Genomic DNA, 16,896 nt, shown 5'->3' with positions numbered 1-16,896 from the left:
AGGCTAACGGTTTTTACCGAATCTTTACGTAATGAAGCAGTTTGCAGCCGCCTGGCAATATTTATTGGATGATCGAAGTCGTTTTTTCTGGCTGCTGCAAGGCGGTGGCTGGCTCGGTTATGCGTTGGTGCATTATATCGGCTCTTTGATGCACGAAATGCGCGATATTTACGCGCTGATTATCGTTCTGGGGGCATACGCAGGGTTCTTAATTACCGTGCCTTTACGTTATTTTTATCGGCGTATTTGGGAGCTGAACCCGGTGATATTATTGCCGGTGGTGCTAACCGCAACCTATGTGGCAGCGGCGTCTTGGGCTGTGATTGATAATGCCACCTATTGGGAAATTTATAAGTTTGGCTTTCGGCCCGATAACTGGCTGTTTTATTTCAAAAATAGCCTAGCCAAGTTTTATATTATGGCGAGCTGGAGCGGGCTATATTTTGGTATTAAGTACTATCAGCTATTGCAAGATGAACGGCAAAAAGCGTTGATGGCGACGTCGATGGCGCATCAAGCTCAGTTGAAGATGTTGCGGTATCAGCTTAATCCACACTTTTTGTTCAATACATTGAATGCGATTTCGACTTTGATACTGGTTAAACAAAACGATTTGGCTAATCAGATGGTCAGCAAGCTCAGTCGCTTTTTGCGTTTTTCGTTAGATAACGAGCCGATCAAAAAAATACCCTTAGTAGAAGAAATCGATGCCTTGATGTTGTACTTGGATATCGAACGGGTGCGCTTTGATGAGCGTTTGAACGTGGTGGTGGAACTGAGTGATGCTGCTCAGCAAGCCCTAGTTCCTAGTTTGATTTGTCAGCCGCTGATTGAAAACTCGATAAAATATGCCATTGCTAAAATGGAAGCCGGCGGTGAAATTCGTATCGATGCTGCAGTGCAGGGTGAGCAACTGATTTTGACGGTAACCGACAACGGTCCCGGCGTAAAAGGTGATGCACAGCATATTCTTGACAATGGCGGAGTTGGCTTAGCCAATACCCGTGATCGCTTGGCCGCGTTATACGGCACCGACTATAGCTTTAGCTTAACTAATCACGATCCTTCGGGATTACGCATTGACATACATATCCCTTATGAACAGGCAGACTAATACGATGAACGAAAAAATTACAACATTAGTCGTCGATGACGAGTCGCTAGCACGTCAAGGGCTGACGATACGCTTACAGCAATATCCGGAACTGGCGGTGGTAGCCGATTGTAGTGGTGGTCGCGAAGCCTTAGCACAAATCAAGGCTTTACGCCCACAACTGGTATTTCTCGATATTCAAATGCCGGGCATGAATGGTTTTGAGCTATTGCGTGAAATCAAACGCAGCGGTATCAGTATGCCGATGGTGGTTTTTGTCACCGCCTATGATCAATATGCGATTAAAGCATTTGAAGTACGTGCTCTGGATTACTTGCTAAAGCCGGTCGATGATGAACGTTTACAGCAAGCTATTAGCCGTATTTGTGCAAGCGTTAGCGCACATCAAGAGCAACAGCAGCAAGATAAACTCATCAACTTAGTCGCTGAAGTCACGGGCGAAGACTGTGAAGATATTTTACGCCGCTTAGCGGCGGGGTCAGATATTGGTTCTGCGCGTTATCCCGAGCATATTGCGATCAAAGAAAGCGGTGAAATTACCCGTGTAGCGATTAATGCCATCGAATGGATTGATGCCGCTGGCGACTACATGTGTATTCATGCTAGCGACGAAACCCATATTTTACGGCGCACCATGAAGGAATTGGAACAAGACCTGAATCCGCAACGTTTTCAGCGCATTCATCGCTCGGCGATTGTTAACATGACTCAGGTGGAAAAACTTTGCAGCCGACAAAATGGTGAATATCATTTGGTTTTGCATAATGGGCAGCAGTTAAAGGTCAGCCGTAGCTATAAAGATAAAATTAAACAGCTGATCTTAAATCGCTAATTTGACCCGTGTCAGCAATTGTGGCGTAGTAACATCATCGCGCTAATCAAGGTAGCTGTTATGGGTATCAAGAGGTTAAAGCAAACCATCTGGCGGGTAGCTAGTGTTGTCACGGTTTTGGCAATAGCTGGCTGCTCTAGTCAATTAGCTTATCGTTTTGCCGATACCGCCATCGAGTGGGAAGTCGACAATTATGTTGATTTAGATAACGCGCAAGAACAGCGCTTAAGTCAACGCATTGACGGTCTGCATCTGTGGCATGCGCAAGTCGAGCTACCTAAATACCGGCAGCAGCTAAAACAGCTACGAGACGATTTGGCCAATGGCAACATCGACCAGCAACGGGTAACCGCAGTCTATGAGCAGTTATGGCAATTGTGGCATAACATCCAACAACGAGTTTACCCCGAAGCGTTATTGTTATTGCCGCAGCTCACGGCCGAGCAACGCCAACAATTGTTAACTAATCTTCAAGAAAAGCTCGACGAGCGCCGGGAAAAGTATCAGCAACGAGCGCAGCAACCAGTTGCTGAGCGGCGCAGTGAACAAATTGATGAGCAAGAGGAGCGGCTACAAGATTGGCTGGGCTATTTAACCAATCAGCAACGTCAATTGGTGGCAGACAACGTCTCGCAACGGGTTTCTGATACCACACTTTGGTTAGCGTATCGGCAGCGTTGGTTAGACGAGTTTGCTAGCACTTTACAAGCAGGTAGCGAGCAGCCTGACTTTGCTGAGCGGCTGCGATTACTACTGACCGACCCGGCGCAGTTGCGCTCGGCGCAACTGAATGAAACCATGCAACAGCAACGCCAGCAACAAATTGCGTTTTACCTGTCGCTCTATCAAAGCTTGAGCGAACGCCAGCGTCAACATCTGTTAGCTAAAGCCGACGACTACCTGATACTGCTCAGTGACTTAATCGATGAGTATCAGGCGAAGTAGGGCATGTAAAAACGCTTTAGCTGACGGTCAAAATTTTGCAGGTATTGGTTGAACCAATACTTTCCATCATATCGCCGTGGGTCAAAATAACTAAGTCGCCAGGCTTGATATGACCCAATGCCTTCACTTGTTGCAATGCCGCTGGCACTAGTTGCTCATGAGGGTACTCAGTTGAGTCAAAAGCGACCGGGTAAACGCCTCGATAAAGCGCACATTTGGCTCGGCTATCGACGTGCCGAGACAGCGAAAAAATGGGCAGGTTAGTGGTAATTCGAGACATCAGGCGCGCGGTACTACCGGATTCGGTCAGGGCGATAATCGCTACCACTCCGGCTAAATGGGTGGCCGCATACATGGCTGCCATAGCGGCTGCTTCTGAGGGATTTTGGATGACTTCAGCCAAATCGCTATGCTGTAATTGCACGCTGGGATGGGTTTCGGCGCCACGACAGATTTCCGCCATGGCTTGTACCGTTTCAATGGGGTATTTACCGGCAGCGGTTTCAGCCGATAGCATCACCGCGTCGGTGCCGTCCAGTACCGCATTAGCCACGTCCATGACTTCTGCGCGAGTGGGCATGGGGCTCTCAATCATGCTTTCCATCATTTGCGTGGCCGTAATAACAACTTTGTTCAGTTGTCGCGTACGGGCAATGATGCGTTTTTGCTTACCGACTAATTGGGCATCACCAATTTCTACCCCTAAGTCGCCGCGTGCCACCATGACCGCATCAGAAGCGATGATAATGTCATCTAACGCTGCATCATCGGCAACCGCTTCTGCACGTTCAATTTTGGCGCAAAGTAGACCATTACCACCGGCTGCGCGAAGCAGTTGGCGAGCGCGTTCGATATCATCACCGCTGCGCGGAAAAGATACTGCTAAGTAATCGACGCCGATAGCAGCAGCGGTTTTAATATCGGCCAAATCTTTATCGGTCAGCGCGTCGGCGGATAGACCACCACCAAGGCGGTTGATACCCTTATTATTACTTAAACGACCACCAACGATAACATCGGTAATGACTTGTGACCCTTTTACTGCGGTTACCCGCAAGCGCACACGACCATCATCGAGCAGCAAAATATCATCTTGCTTAACGTCGTTAGGCAATGCTTTATAGTCAATACCAACTTGTTGTTGGTCGCCGGCATCGGTGTCTAATGCCGCATCCAGAATAAAGGTATCGCCAATAGTCAGGTTAACCGCACCTTGCTGAAACTTTGCCACCCGAATTTTAGGCCCTTGCAAGTCACCCAGCACAGCGACATAGCGATTTTGCTGACGAGCGATATCACGAACCTGTGCGGCACGGCGACGGTGATCGTCGGCATTGCCATGAGAGAAGTTCAAACGAACCACATTGGCACCAGCCGCTACCAACTTTTCTAATACGCCCGGCGCATCGGTGGCCGGTCCTAAGGTAGTGACAATTTTGGTACGACGTAACATGGCTTAACTCCTTGAGCACAATATGGGGGTGACCAGCGTATGTCTTAGTTTAACTCGCCAGAGATGGCAACAAGATAACAGTAATACCGCTAAATCACTGTTACGCTTAATCTTACCCAGTAATGCGCTATGATTAAAGTGGACTCAGCAGTTAAGGGCAGAAAAATGGATGATATAAAGCAGTTATCTGAACAAGAATGGCGTCAACGTCTTAACGATGAACAATATCGCATTTTACGCGAAGGCGGCACTGAACGTCCTTTCAGTGGTCGTTATATCGAGGTTGCCGAGGATGGTGCTTATCACTGCGCCGGTTGCGGTGCGACCTTATTCGCAGCCGCTTCTCAGTTTGCGTCGCATTGCGGTTGGCCGAGCTTCGATCAGGCTATCGACGGCGCCATTGACTATCGTCAGGATGATAGTCATGGTATGCAACGTACCGAAATTCTTTGTCGTCGCTGTGGTGGACATTTAGGCCATGTGTTTGATGATGGTCCGACCGCCAGTGGACAGCGTTATTGCGTGAATTCATTAGCGTTACAACACGAGGCTGATGATTAAATCGATTGTTTTTGCATAGGATGTTAGCGCCTGAGAACGTTGTCTTGGTGCCTTTTTACATGGCTAAGATTGGCGTTGGCGCCTGCTTTTCAGTACAATAGCGCAGCTTTTAAGGCCTATCGTAATTTTCGCGGGATTGAGGCGACTGTAGTTAGCGGTATTTCGTTGCCGCGACAACCGCCTAACCGCACGTAACCGCAAGAGGAAAGGTTATACCATGAGCGAAGCGCAACACGATCAAACTTTGCAAAGCTGGCAGGAACGTCAAGAATATGCAGAAATGATGCAGCCGTTATTGGGTAAACTGTATCGTAATGCTGGCGTCGAGATCCTGATTTATGGTCGTTCAATTTTGAACGTGTCGACCATCACCATTATTAAGGCTCATCGTTTGATTCGTCGCCATGAGGGCGAGAAGTTGCGCCTTCGTGAAAGCTATCCTTTCTTGGAAGCGTTGGCCAAAATGAAACTGGCTCCAGCACGGGTGGATTTAGGCAAGCTGGCGTTTAACTATTTAAACAGCGAAGCCAATCAACAACTGTCGATTGACGATTATTTACGCCGCGAGTTGGCCGATATCGTCGATAAAGACGATACCATGCCAGCACAAGACGTGGTTCTTTATGGTTTTGGTCGTATTGGTCGTTTGTTAGCGCGTTTACTTATCGAGCGTAACGGTAGCAACAATAAAATGCGCTTGCGGGCGATTGTGGTGCGTGGTGGTCGCGACGGCGATTTAGAAAAACGCGCCAGTTTGTTACGCCGTGACTCGATTCATGGCCAATTTAACGGTTCAATTACCGTTGACCATCAAAACAATGCCATTAAAGCGAATGGCACCAGTATTCAAGTGATTTATTCGGATGGTCCGGATCAAGTTGATTACACCCAGTATGGGATTAATGATGCGTTGGTCATTGATAATACGGGTATTTGGAAAGACGAAGCTGGCTTAGGCTTACACCTGAAGTCTAAAGGTGTGAAGAAAGTTCTGTTAACAGCCCCGTCTAAGGGTGAGATTAAAAACATCGTTTATGGCGTTAATGACGGTGACATTCAGCCTTCAGATACTATCGTTTCGGCGGCAAGTTGCACGACTAACGCAATCACTCCGGTATTAAAAGCGATCAATGATGAATATGGCATTAAAAATGGTCACGTCGAAACGGTACATAGCTATACCAATGACCAAAATTTGATCGATAATTACCATAAAGCTGACCGTCGCGGTCGCTCGGCGCCGTTAAATATGGTGATCACCTCGACCGGCGCGGCTAAAGCGGTCGCCAAGGCGTTACCTGAAATGGCCGGTAAGTTGACGGGTAATGCGATTCGGGTGCCGACGCCAAATGTATCGATGGCGATCATGAACCTGAACTTAGAACAGGCAACGGATCGTGACGAATTGAACGAGTACTTACGTAAAATTGCACTTTATTCACCGCTACAAGCACAAATCGATTTCACCGCGTCGACCGAAATCGTGTCTAGCGACTTAGTTGGTTCGCGCCATGCTGGCGTGGTCGATTCACAAGCAACTATCGTCGACGGTGACCGTGCGGTGTTATACGTATGGTATGACAACGAATTCGGCTATAGCTGTCAGGTAGTCCGCGTTGCTGAAAAAATGGCCGGACAAGGGATGCTAACGCTACCTCTATAAATACTTATACAGTAGGGCGCCTTTCGGGGCGCCCTTTTTGTTGACCGATGCAACATTAAAATACAGAACACAACAAGGATATTCTCATGTTTATCAGTGCTCAGTTTGATAGTGGCAATATTGATGTGATTGAGGCGCAAGAGGCGGATAATATCCGTTTAGCCATTCGTAAAGACCATCAGTCTGACTTTTATCAGTGGTTTCACTTTCGTTTGTACGGTGAGGCGGGCGTTGAACACGTTATGACCATCGAGAATGCCGGCGACGCCGCTTATCCGACTGGTTGGCAAGAGTATGCCGCGCTGGCGTCTTATGACCGCGAAACCTGGTTCCGGGTACCTACCGAATATAACGGCAAGCAATTGGTTATCCGCCATATTCCAGAACAAGAATGTGTTTTCTACGCTTATTTCATTCCTTATTCTTATGAACGTCACATGGACTTGGTGCATTGGGCCCAGCAGTCGATGGATTGCCGTCACGAGTTACTCGGTCAGACGCTCGATGGTCGCGACATGAACCTGCTAGTGATCGGCGAGGAAGATGATAGCAAGCGCAAGATTTGGGTAACCGCACGTCAACACCCTGGCGAAAGTATGGCTGAGTGGTTGGTTGAAGGGCTGCTGCAGCGCTTGCTTGATGACGAAGACGGTGTTGCGCGTAAATTACTCCAGCAAAACGTCTTTTATGTGGTACCTAATATGAACCCTGACGGCAGTGTCCGCGGACACTTGCGTACCAACGCGGTCGGTACAAACTTGAACCGTGAATGGGCGCAGCCGAGCATGGAAAAAAGCCCAGAGGTATTTTTGGTGCTGAATAAAATGCAACAAACCGGCGTTGATATGTTCTTAGACGTGCATGGCGATGAGGGCTTGCCTTATAACTTTGTTGCCGGTTGTGAAGGTATTCCTAGCTATGACGAGCGTCATCAGCAACTAGAAGATACTTTCCGCAACGCGTTGCAATCGATTACTCCTGAGTTTCAAAGCGAATATGGCTATGACCGTGATGAACCGGGTCAAGCCAACATGACGGTCGCTTGTGCGGCGATCGGTGAGCGCTTTAAGTGCTTGTCGTATACGCTAGAAATGCCATTTAAAGATAATGCTAACCTGCCTGATGCAGATTTCGGTTGGTCGGTCGCACGTTGTAAACGTTTAGGCGAAGATTGCTTAACCGCTATCTATGCGGTTGCAGATAAACTACGCTAAAGCATCACAATTAATTATTAACTGCTGCAACAATAACAACAACACAGGGGGCAACCTTGGAACTTCTCAACAATTTGCTGCTGAAAATAGACAGTTTTCTAGGCTCAGCAGCCTATTTCCCATTTATTCTGTTAGGCGTTGGCTTATTTTTCACGCTTTACCTCGGTTTTCCACAAGTACGCTATTTTAGTCATGCTTGGAAAGTCGTCTTTGGTAAGTTTGATAAAAAGGGAACCCCTGGCGATACCAGTCACTTTCAAGCGTTATCAACGGCCTTATCCGGCACCGTCGGTACCGGTAACATCGGTGGTGTCGCATTAGCGGTGTTTTTGGGTGGTCCAGCGGCGTTATTCTGGATGTGGATGACGGCGTTCATGGGCATGACGACCAAGTTCGTCGAGGTAACACTATCACATAAATATCGTGTCAAAACCGAAGATGGCACCATGGCCGGTGGTCCGATGTACTACATGGACCGACGTTTAAACATGAAATGGCTTGCGGTGATCTTTGCTATTGCCACCGTCATTAGCTCGTTCGGTACCGGTAACATGCCGCAAATCAACAACATCGCGCAGAGTATGGAACAAACCTTTGGTTTTGATCCCATGGCTACCGGTGGTGTGTTAGCGGTGTTATTGGGCTTAGTCATCATCGGTGGTATTAAGCGCATCGCCGCGGTCACATCAAAAATCGTACCGATCATGGGCGTGTTATATGTGATCGGCGCACTAAGTGTGATTCTATTTAATAGCGAGAATATCTGGCCGTCTTTAACGTCGATTTTCAGCGACGCATTTACTGGCTCGGCAGCAGCGGGTGGCTTCTTGGGTGCGAGCTTTGCCTATGCTTTTAACCGTGGTGTTAACCGCGGTTTGTTCTCGAACGAGGCCGGTCAGGGTTCGGCACCGATTGCACATGCCTCAGCACGTGCCGACGAGCCGGTATCAGAGGGGATGGTGTCAATCCTTGAGCCTTTTATCGATACCATCATCATTTGTACCTTAACCGGCTTGGTGATTTTATCGTCTGGGGTTTGGACCGAAAAGCATGAAAATAACTTCGCGCGTACCGATTTAACCGTCATTGCTGGCAACTACAACGATAATAACGACGCTGATCGTAACGTCTTGTACCAGTTCTTAAATGATAAGCCTGACAACGGTGTGCAATTATTTAACGGCGAGATTCGGGTCGAGAATGGTCGTGCAGTGACCAATGGTTATACCATTTTGCATGCTCGTTCCATTGCCGAAGACGTGCAGTTTATCGTTGCCGGTGAAGACCCTTATAGCGGTGTGTTACGGGTCGAGGATGGTAATATCAAAAAAGAGGATATTGTCATCCGTGGTAAATCGCTGGTGCACTCGGCGGCGTTAACCTCAATCGCCTTCAGTAAAGGTTATTTTGGTGCAGCGGGCGAATACATTGTACCGATTGGCTTACTCTTATTCGCTTTCTCGACAGCAATTGCCTGGTCTTATTATGGTGACCGAGCCATCGTTTATTTGGTCGGACAAAAAGGTGTAATGCCTTATCGTGTCATCTACGTCGCCGGTTTCTTCTGGGCGTCGTTCTCGGATACTACGTTGATCTGGACCTTATCGGCGGTAGCCATCGTGTTAATGACATTGCCCAACTTATTCGGCATCTTATTGCTCCGGCGTGAGATGAAAGACACCGTTAAAGAATATTGGACAGACTTTAACCGCGAGCATGGTAAAGATGGCTCAGCCGCTAAAGACGGCAAGGATAGTTAACAAAAAATCTGGAAAAATAGCCCGTCGAGAGCAAGATTCTCGACGGGTTTTTTATGCTAGCCTTGAAATAGCCTGTAAAACCCTTATATTGCTTGGTCTGATGTTGTGAAGAGTAGGCGCTATGGCTCTGATTAAATGCCCTTCGTGCAATAAACGAATTTCATCACAAATGAATCAATGTCCGCATTGCGATTTTGTTTTGGCTGGACAGTCAGAAGAAGACTTGCAACGCGAGCAGTCGCGCTTGCTTCATCAACGGCGCGATAAATTAACGTCGCAAACGATGTTGGCGTTATTAATTGCCATTGCCGCATTTAGTTTTTTCTTCTTGCAGCAACCACTGCCCGGTAGTTGGCAGTCGAACATTGCCATTGCTGGAATTGTTATTGGCTTGGTTTGGTTTATCATCGCGCGAGCGCGATTGGCAATGATAAAACGGAGCAAGCGTTAATGCAGTTTGACGATATGATTCGGCATATGACCCCGGTGGTTTATCAGCGTTTAGTCGCTGCAGTTGAAACCGGTAAGTGGCCCGATGGCGTTGCTTTAACAGAACAACAAAAAGCTCACTCTTTGCAATTAGTGATGGCCTATCAGGCACGCCATATTCCCAGCGACCAACATATGAGTGTTGGTGCCGACGGTAAGCTCGTTAGCAAAAGTAAAAGTCAGTTACGGCAGCAATTTAAGCAGAGCCAAGTACCGCAGGAAATTGCCCGTTTTTCGTTAAATGATGATCCGCAGCAAGAGAAGCCGCATGAGCACTGATACCCTGTATCGCGATATGCTGAACCAAATTAAAGCATTATGCGCCGACGAACCCGACTTAATTGCTAATTTAGCCAACATTTCCGCTTTAATTTATGACCAATTGGACGATATTAATTGGGCCGGTTTTTATTTAACCCGGGCACCGCAGATGCTCGTGCTGGGGCCGTTCCAAGGCAAAGTCGCCTGTGTCAGAATTCCGTTTAGCCAAGGTGTTTGCGGCGCGGCGGCGCGCACGCAAGAAGCGCAGTTAGTCGCCGATGTGCATCAATTTAGTGGCCATATTGCTTGTGATTCAGCGTCAAACTCAGAAGTCGTTATCCCAATAGTGGTTGATGGCAACACCGTCGCGGTATTGGATATTGATAGCCCCTCGGTAAATCGTTTTGACAAAGCCGATCAACAGGGCTTGCAAGCGATTGGCGATTATTTGCAGAGCTTGGATTGGAGTTAAACCAAGTGCTAAGCGAATTTGATAGCCACGCATTTTTAGTCAGTAGTAGCGACACTTGGTTTTTTGAGGGTGACGAAGAAGAAGCTGCTGATCGAATTAATTACATGTTGCACCTGATTGCTGAATACAGCCAAGAAGATGATACTCAGGAACAACTGGAAGAGGTGGTACGGCGAACGCTGTATGACTGGATAGAACAACCCGCATTACTCGATTTAGACTACAGTGATATGCAGGAGTATATTTCGAGTTCATTACTTGCAGTCCGCGAACAGGAAGACGATACGGATGACCAATGAAGTAAACAAGCTAACCCAGAGTAAGGAAATCATTGCTTATCTGGCAGAGAAGTTCCCCGCATGCTTTAACGTTGAGGGTGAAGCAAAACCCTTAAAAATCGGTATCTTTGAAGATATCGCTGCGCGCCTGGCCGATGATGAACGTGTCAGTAAAACGCGTTTGCGCACAGCGTTGCGTCATTATACTAATAGCTGGCGCTATCTGCGTGCCGTCAAGGTGGGGAGTCAACGTGTCGATCTTGACGGTCAAGCCGTCGCCGCCATCGAGCAAGAACATCAAGACCATGCCGAACAAAGCTTAGCCGAATCAAAAGAACGCGCCGCAGCGCGAGCGGCTGAAAAGCGCAAACAGCAAAAGCAACAACAACCGCGTAAAGCTCAACCACGTGAGTCGGGTAGTGGCGATAACGCGCGCAAAGCTCGAGCCAAAAAGCCTGCCGGTAAAACCTCACGTGCCGCAGCACCTACCGCTTCTAGCAAAGCGCTTAAGCAAGCCAGTCGCGACGCGCGCTCAGCACCGAGTAATTTGCAGCAAGCGGAACTTACCCAGTTGCAAGTCGGTCAACAAGTGCAGGTAAAGGCAGGTAAAGCGCCGATGCCGGGCACTGTCACCGAAATCGATAAAGACGATGTGCAGGTGCAACTGAGTAATGGCTTGACCATGAAGGTAAAAGCTAGCAATGTGTTTGTTAGTTGAGTAAGTAGTTCGCAGGAGAGTGCGCATGAAAAAGCAGGTTTGGGGTTCGGTCGCGTTAACCGCGTTGTTGTTATCGCCGCTAGCGTTGGCAATTCCACCAACACATCAGATTGATGAGTTACCATCTCTCGCTCAAGAGCCACAGCATGAAGTGGCGAGCAAACGGGTGAGTGCTTATTTCACGCGCTATCACTTCAAGCACATGGAGTTGAATAACGAGTTGTCTTCGGCGATTCACGATCGCTATTTAAAGATGCTCGACTACAACAAGATGTTCTTGTTGCAAAGCGATATTGATGCCGCGGAAGAATATCGTTATCTGTTTGACGATATGATCAGTAGCGGTGAACTGGAAGTGGCTTATCAATTGTATCAAAAAGGCCTACAACGCCGCTTTGAACGTTATAGCTATGCGTTATCGTTACTCGACGACGAGCCTTTTGATTTCAGCCAAGCCGATGATAAATATTACTATGATCGCGAAGACGCCGAATGGGCAGCTTCTGAGCAAGAGTTGAATCAGCTTTGGCAGAAACGGGTTAAGTATGACGCGTTAAATTTAAAGCTGGCCGGAAAAGAATGGCCGGATATCAAAGAAACCTTGGGCAAGCGTTATAACAGCGCGCTCAATCGGTTGACACAATCGCAAAGCGAAGACGTTTTTCAAACCGTCATGAACGCTTTTGCCCGCAGTGTTGAAGCGCATACCAGCTATTTATCGCCACGCAATTCAGAACGATTTGAGCAAAATATGAACCTCGAATTAGAGGGCATCGGTGCGGTATTGCAGGCCGAGTATGATTACACCGTTATCCGTAGCTTAGTACCCGGTGGTCCGGCGGATAAAACCGGTGAATTAGCGCCAGAAGATAAAATTGTCGGAGTTGCTCAAGGCGCCGATGAAGATCCTGAATTTGTTGACGTCATTGGTTGGCGTTTAGACGATGTTGTCGATTTGATCAAAGGGCCAAAAGGCTCAACGGTGCGCCTACAAGTACTGAAAGCGAGCCAAGGCGCTGGCGGCAAACCGCAAGTGGTTAGCATCGTGCGTGACAAAGTGAAGCTGGAAGACCGCGCCGCTAAAGCCGAAGTGAAGGTACCTGAAAGCGGTCCTTATCAAGGCAGAAGCATGGGTGTGATCGAAATTCCCGGCTTTTATAACGGTCTAACCGCTGATGTAGCAAAGCTGATTGCGGACTTTGCCGATAACGAAAAAGCCATCGAGGGCATCATCATCGACTTGCGCGGTAACGGTGGTGGCGCCTTAAATGAAGCCATTGGCTTGACCGGTTTATTTATTGATGAAGGTCCGGTGGTGCAGGTCAGCGACGGTAATGGCCGCGTTGAGGTTAGCCGCGACGAAGACGAGCGCATCGCTTACGCTGGGCCATTAGTGGTCATGGTGAATCGCTACAGCGCGTCGGCATCGGAAATTTTTGCTGCCGCCATGCAAGACTATGGGCGAGCCTTGATCGTCGGCGAAAACACCTTTGGCAAGGGCACTGTGCAGCAGCATCGTGGATTGAACCGCCGCTTCGACTTCTTCGAAGAGCCGTTGGGTAGCATTCAGTATACCATTGCTAAGTTTTACCGCATTAACGGTGGTAGCACCCAACGTAAGGGTGTTGAACCGGATGTCAAATTGCCGGCCTATATCGATCCGGAAGAGTTTGGTGAGAGCAGCGAAGACAATGCCTTACCTTGGGATCGTATCGCGCGCGTTGACTACCGGACTTATGATCCGTTATCGGTCGAGCAAATTCAGAAACTGCAACAAAGCGCCGATAAGCGGGTCGATAGCAGTCCAGAGTTTGGCTACGTGTTAGAGGACATCGCTAAGTACCAACACGAAAAGGGTAAAACTTGGGTCAGCTTGGTACTAGCGGAGCGCGAACAGGAAGATAAAGCGCAGCGCGAACAACGCTTGCAGCGCGTTAACGAGCGTCTACAGCGTGAGGGGTTAGAAGCCGTCGATGACGTCGATAACGCACCCGAGAGTGTGCTAGAAATGGATCCTTATTTAGACGAGACGGTGACCATTGCCTTCGACTTTATCGAAACCGATAAAATGGCTGCTAACGCTCAATAATTAGGCAGTTGTTTACGTTCATCGCTGAGAAAAAGCCGCTAGTAGCGGCTTTTTTGCTGTTTGCTTGTCAACTTCACCCATTTTGTGGTGAGATAGCCGCTTTCAACCTGCTCCCTACGCGGGCGAGATTATGACAACAATAACAAATACTATCTCCAGTCGCTGGTCTAGTCGGCTGTCATTTATTTTAGCTTCAACTGCTGCCGCTGTGGGCTTAGGTAATATCTGGAAGTTTCCCTATATCGTCGGAGAAAATGGCGGTGGTGCTTTTGTATTAGTGTACCTAGGCTGCATTTTATTAATTGGTATTCCGGTGATGATGGCCGAAGTCGTCATTGGCCGACGCGGTCGACATTCACCCGGTTATGCTGCAAAAGCGGTCGCACAAGAGTCGGGGCGTCGCAGTTGGTGGCAAAGCGCTGGCTGGTTAGGGATGTTGACCGGCTTTTTGGTGTTATCGTTTTACACCGTTATTGCGGGTTGGGCACTAGCCTACGTGTTTAAAAGCGCCAGCGGTGAATTTAGTGGCGCAGACAGCGAAGGTATTGCTGCCTTATTAAAAGGCTTGCAAGGTTCGGCTGCGCAATTGAGCTTATGGCACAGCGTGATCATCATTGCTACTGTGGCGGTGGTGGGGAACGGCATTAAGCATGGCTTAGAGCGTTCAGTCCGATTTATGTTGCCATTAATGATTTTGTTGTTGGTTGGTATCGCGATTTACGTTGGTGTAAATGGTGCCTTTCAACAAGCCTTCGAGTTCATGTTTACCCCCGATTTTGACAAGCTCAGTGTAAATGGTGTGATGATTGCCTTAGGCCATGCTTTTTTCACGTTAGGATTAGCCTCGGGCGTGGTGACCATGTACGGCGCTTATCTGCCCAAGGAAACCTCAATTGTACAAACCTCGCTGTGGATAGCGGTGGCCGATACCTTAGTGGCGTTACTGGCTGGTTTAGCGATTTTCCCCGTGGTATTTGGTTATGGTTTAACGCCCAGCGAAGGACCCGGATTGATTTTTGTTACACTACCGTTAGCGTTTGGCGCGATGCCCGGCGGTGATATTATTGGTACCGTGTTTTTTGTAATGCTGGTGATTGCTGCTTTTACCTCGGCTATCGCCATGATTGAGTCGTCAGTCGCATTTGTTGGCGAGCGTTTAAACTTATCGCGCTGGCCAGCAACTATTATTGCGGCGGCGGTGCTATGGTTGTTAGGACAACTGACTATTTACTCATTTGCCGGGGCCGATTGGGCGCAACTCAATTGGAACATCTTTGGCAAAGATATCGATAATTTATTCCTGCTTATCGACTTTATAACCGCCAACTTTTTATTACCACTGGGTGGTTTACTGTTAGCGTTACTGGCCGGTTGGGCGATGAAGTCTAGTTATAGTCAGGATGAAATGAGTACACAGCCATGGATTTATAGTATCTGGTTGCTATGTCTTAAGTATGTAGCGCCGGTCGCTATCATTGTCATTTTTTTCCAGCTTATTGGCATAATTAGCTTAAAATAATGTCGTAGAGCCGCGTTTAGCGGCTTTTTCATAATAAAAAATTGAACAACGGAACCTTGCATGAGCCATACCGAAAAGAAACAACCGAGCTATTGGCAGGCGCTCACGCCGCTTATCGCTTTGATCCTGATGTTGGCCTCGTCGGTCTATTTATTTGGCGAAGACTCATCATACGGGCCTAATCAGATTGCCTTGTTAATTGCTGCGGGCATCGCCGTATTAATCGGTTTTCGCAATGGCTTTAGCTGGCAAGATATCGAAGAGGGTATCACCGAGGGTATTTCGGTTGCGTTAGGTGCCATGCTGATCATTTTAGCGGTCGGTTCGTTAATTGGTACTTGGCTGTTGTCGGGTACCGTGCCGAGTCTCATTTACTATGGTCTAGAGTTACTGAGTCCGAGCTGGTTTTATATGGCTAGCTGCCTAATTTGTGCAATTGTTGCCCTAGCTATCGGTAGCTCATGGACAACTGCCGCGACAATTGGTGTGGCATTAATGGGAGTCGCTAATGGCATGGATCTGTCGCCCGCTATTGCCGCCGGCGCGATCGTATCGGGTGCTTATTTCGGTGATAAAATGTCGCCGTTATCGGATACCACTAATTTAGCACCAGCCGTTAGCGGAACTGAACTGTTCTCACACATTCGTTACATGGGTTATACCGCCGGTCCTGCATTTATTATTTCTTTGATCTTATTTATGATTTTGGGTTTTCACGCCAATACCGACGTGAGCATGACGCGCCTAGATAATATGCAGACAGAGCTCACCCAAGCCTTTAACATCAGTTGGCTCATGCTGGTTCCGTTAGCCATTTTGTTAGTCCTCGCGGCGACTCGTAAACCGGCGTTACCGACAGTTTTTTTTGGCGCGTTACTCGGTGGCGTGTGGGCGTTAATTTTTCAACCCGATGTGGTGGCTGGCCTAGCCGGTGGCGATACCAGTTGGGTAGCCAGCCTAAAGGTGGTCTGGTTAGCGTTATCGGACGGAACCACCGTTAATACCGGTAACGAAAACTTGGACTCGCTGCTCAGTGGCGGTGGCATGTCGAGCATGCTAAATACCGTATGGCTAATCTTAAGTGCCATGACATTTGGCGCCATCATGGAAAAAGTGGGTTTATTAAAGCGTTTTATTCAGAGCATGCTGAATGTCGCGCGCTCTACCGGTTCACTGATCACCTCGACCTTGTTTACCTGTTTTGGTGCCAACGTACTGACCGCCGATCAATACATGGCTATCGTATTGCCCGGACGTATGTTCCGCGAAGAATATGAGCGTCGCGGTTTAGATCCGCGAGTATTATCTCGTACGCTGGAAGACAGCGGTACCATTACTTCGGCGCTGATTCCATGGAACACTTGTGGTGCTTATATGTTTAGCGTGCTGGCGGTGAGTCCGTTTGAATATGGGCCATTTGCCTTTTTCAATTTATTGACGCCGTTAATTGCTATTATCATGGCATATACCGGATTCCGTATTCTGCGAGTTGAACCTAAAACGGCCCCAACCACGGCCTAAGGACATT

Annotated in this window: 16 protein-coding genes; 15 read left to right on the top strand and 1 reads right to left on the bottom strand. The window is 48.2% G+C overall.

Annotated features, from left to right (window positions below):
• Positions 1-31 precede the first annotated feature (31 nt).
• From A10D4_RS02330 to A10D4_RS02320, 3 genes are read left to right on the top strand one after another with little or no spacing between them, the layout of a single operon-like run.
• The gene (locus A10D4_RS02330; protein ID WP_008487488.1) at positions 32-1,114 is read left to right on the top strand and encodes a sensor histidine kinase; all 1,083 of its coding nucleotides are present in this window, start codon (positions 32-34) and stop codon (positions 1,112-1,114) included.
• 4 nt (positions 1,115-1,118) lie between these two features.
• Positions 1,119-1,946 carry a LytR/AlgR family response regulator transcription factor gene (locus A10D4_RS02325; protein WP_008487487.1) on the top strand — a complete coding sequence of 276 codons (828 nt, stop codon included), beginning with the start codon at positions 1,119-1,121 and terminating at the stop codon, positions 1,944-1,946.
• A 60-nt stretch (positions 1,947-2,006) separates the two neighbouring features.
• The gene (locus A10D4_RS02320) at positions 2,007-2,891 is read left to right on the top strand and encodes a DUF6279 family lipoprotein (protein ID WP_008487486.1); all 885 of its coding nucleotides are present in this window, start codon (positions 2,007-2,009) and stop codon (positions 2,889-2,891) included.
• Between the two features lie 16 nt (positions 2,892-2,907).
• Here A10D4_RS02320 and pyk read toward each other — a convergent pair whose 3' ends face one another.
• Positions 2,908-4,344: a pyruvate kinase gene (pyk, locus tag A10D4_RS02315; protein ID WP_008487485.1), complete on the bottom strand. Its 1,437-nt coding sequence runs from the start codon at positions 4,342-4,344 to the stop codon at positions 2,908-2,910.
• A 165-nt stretch (positions 4,345-4,509) separates the two neighbouring features.
• Here pyk and msrB point away from each other — a divergent pair, with 165 nt between their 5' ends.
• The 12 genes from msrB to nhaC all read left to right on the top strand — a co-directional run bounded on the left by msrB (position 4,510) and on the right by nhaC (position 16,889).
• The gene (gene msrB, locus A10D4_RS02310; RefSeq protein WP_008487484.1) at positions 4,510-4,905 is read left to right on the top strand and encodes a peptide-methionine (R)-S-oxide reductase MsrB; all 396 of its coding nucleotides are present in this window, start codon (positions 4,510-4,512) and stop codon (positions 4,903-4,905) included.
• A 217-nt stretch (positions 4,906-5,122) separates the two neighbouring features.
• Positions 5,123-6,568 carry a glyceraldehyde-3-phosphate dehydrogenase gene (locus A10D4_RS02305; protein WP_008487482.1) on the top strand — a complete coding sequence of 482 codons (1,446 nt, stop codon included), beginning with the start codon at positions 5,123-5,125 and terminating at the stop codon, positions 6,566-6,568.
• An 86-nt stretch (positions 6,569-6,654) separates the two neighbouring features.
• Complete coding sequence (locus A10D4_RS02300; RefSeq protein WP_008487481.1) at positions 6,655-7,782, top strand: M14 family metallopeptidase; 1,128 nt, start codon at positions 6,655-6,657, stop codon at positions 7,780-7,782.
• 56 nt (positions 7,783-7,838) lie between these two features.
• The gene (locus A10D4_RS02295; protein WP_008487480.1) at positions 7,839-9,542 is read left to right on the top strand and encodes an alanine/glycine:cation symporter family protein; all 1,704 of its coding nucleotides are present in this window, start codon (positions 7,839-7,841) and stop codon (positions 9,540-9,542) included.
• Positions 9,543-9,711: 169 nt separating this feature from the next.
• The gene (locus A10D4_RS02290) at positions 9,712-9,993 is read left to right on the top strand and encodes a Zn-ribbon protein (RefSeq protein ID WP_008487479.1); all 282 of its coding nucleotides are present in this window, start codon (positions 9,712-9,714) and stop codon (positions 9,991-9,993) included.
• The gene (locus A10D4_RS02285) at positions 9,993-10,310 is read left to right on the top strand and encodes a YeaC family protein (protein ID WP_008487478.1); all 318 of its coding nucleotides are present in this window, start codon (positions 9,993-9,995) and stop codon (positions 10,308-10,310) included. Before A10D4_RS02290 ends, A10D4_RS02285 begins: the two co-directional genes overlap by 1 nt.
• Positions 10,300-10,764 carry a GAF domain-containing protein gene (locus tag A10D4_RS02280; RefSeq protein WP_008487477.1) on the top strand — a complete coding sequence of 155 codons (465 nt, stop codon included), beginning with the start codon at positions 10,300-10,302 and terminating at the stop codon, positions 10,762-10,764. The genes A10D4_RS02285 and A10D4_RS02280 overlap by 11 nt, the downstream gene beginning before the upstream one ends.
• 5 nt (positions 10,765-10,769) lie before the next feature.
• A complete protein-coding gene (locus tag A10D4_RS02275) occupies positions 10,770-11,063 on the top strand; it encodes a hypothetical protein (RefSeq protein ID WP_040502317.1) in 294 nt (97 codons plus the stop codon).
• A complete protein-coding gene (proQ, locus tag A10D4_RS02270; RefSeq protein ID WP_008487475.1) occupies positions 11,053-11,760 on the top strand; it encodes an RNA chaperone ProQ in 708 nt (235 codons plus the stop codon). The genes A10D4_RS02275 and proQ overlap by 11 nt, the downstream gene beginning before the upstream one ends.
• Positions 11,761-11,785: 25 nt before the next feature.
• Entirely contained in the window at positions 11,786-13,849 is a 2,064-nt protein-coding gene (gene prc, locus A10D4_RS02265; RefSeq protein ID WP_008487474.1) for a carboxy terminal-processing peptidase, read from the top strand.
• Between the two features lie 130 nt (positions 13,850-13,979).
• Positions 13,980-15,368: a sodium-dependent transporter gene (locus tag A10D4_RS02260; protein ID WP_040502261.1), complete on the top strand. Its 1,389-nt coding sequence runs from the start codon at positions 13,980-13,982 to the stop codon at positions 15,366-15,368.
• A 60-nt stretch (positions 15,369-15,428) separates the two neighbouring features.
• Entirely contained in the window at positions 15,429-16,889 is a 1,461-nt protein-coding gene (gene nhaC, locus A10D4_RS02255) for a Na+/H+ antiporter NhaC (RefSeq protein WP_008487472.1), read from the top strand.
• The last annotated feature ends 7 nt before the right edge of the window (positions 16,890-16,896 follow it).

It is taken from the genome of Idiomarina xiamenensis 10-D-4, from assembly GCF_000299895.1.
Lineage (GTDB): Bacteria > Pseudomonadota > Gammaproteobacteria > Enterobacterales > Alteromonadaceae > Idiomarina > Idiomarina xiamenensis.
The sequence above is the reverse complement of the archived record's forward strand: the minus strand, read 5'-3'. Positions and strand labels throughout refer to the sequence as shown.

Excerpts from the sequence above, each read along its gene's own strand:
- A10D4_RS02320 (WP_008487486.1), top strand. The coding sequence starts at position 2,007 with ATGGGTATCAAGAGGTTAAAGCAAACCATCTGGCGGGTAGCTAGTGTT.
- A10D4_RS02260 (WP_040502261.1), top strand. The coding sequence starts at position 13,980 with ATGACAACAATAACAAATACTATCTCCAGTCGCTGGTCTAGTCGGCTG.
- A10D4_RS02305 (WP_008487482.1), top strand. The coding sequence starts at position 5,123 with ATGAGCGAAGCGCAACACGATCAAACTTTGCAAAGCTGGCAGGAACGT.
- proQ (WP_008487475.1), top strand. The coding sequence starts at position 11,053 with ATGACCAATGAAGTAAACAAGCTAACCCAGAGTAAGGAAATCATTGCT.
- A10D4_RS02300 (WP_008487481.1), top strand. The coding sequence starts at position 6,655 with ATGTTTATCAGTGCTCAGTTTGATAGTGGCAATATTGATGTGATTGAG.
- msrB (WP_008487484.1), top strand. The coding sequence starts at position 4,510 with ATGGATGATATAAAGCAGTTATCTGAACAAGAATGGCGTCAACGTCTT.
- A10D4_RS02290 (WP_008487479.1), top strand. The coding sequence starts at position 9,712 with ATGAATCAATGTCCGCATTGCGATTTTGTTTTGGCTGGACAGTCAGAA.
- A10D4_RS02325 (WP_008487487.1), top strand. The coding sequence starts at position 1,119 with ATGAACGAAAAAATTACAACATTAGTCGTCGATGACGAGTCGCTAGCA.
- A10D4_RS02285 (WP_008487478.1), top strand. The coding sequence starts at position 9,993 with ATGCAGTTTGACGATATGATTCGGCATATGACCCCGGTGGTTTATCAG.
- nhaC (WP_008487472.1), top strand. The coding sequence starts at position 15,429 with ATGAGCCATACCGAAAAGAAACAACCGAGCTATTGGCAGGCGCTCACG.
- prc (WP_008487474.1), top strand. The coding sequence starts at position 11,786 with ATGAAAAAGCAGGTTTGGGGTTCGGTCGCGTTAACCGCGTTGTTGTTA.
- A10D4_RS02280 (WP_008487477.1), top strand. The coding sequence starts at position 10,300 with ATGAGCACTGATACCCTGTATCGCGATATGCTGAACCAAATTAAAGCA.
- pyk (WP_008487485.1), bottom strand. The coding sequence starts at position 4,344 with ATGTTACGTCGTACCAAAATTGTCACTACCTTAGGACCGGCCACCGAT.
- A10D4_RS02330 (WP_008487488.1), top strand. The coding sequence starts at position 32 with ATGAAGCAGTTTGCAGCCGCCTGGCAATATTTATTGGATGATCGAAGT.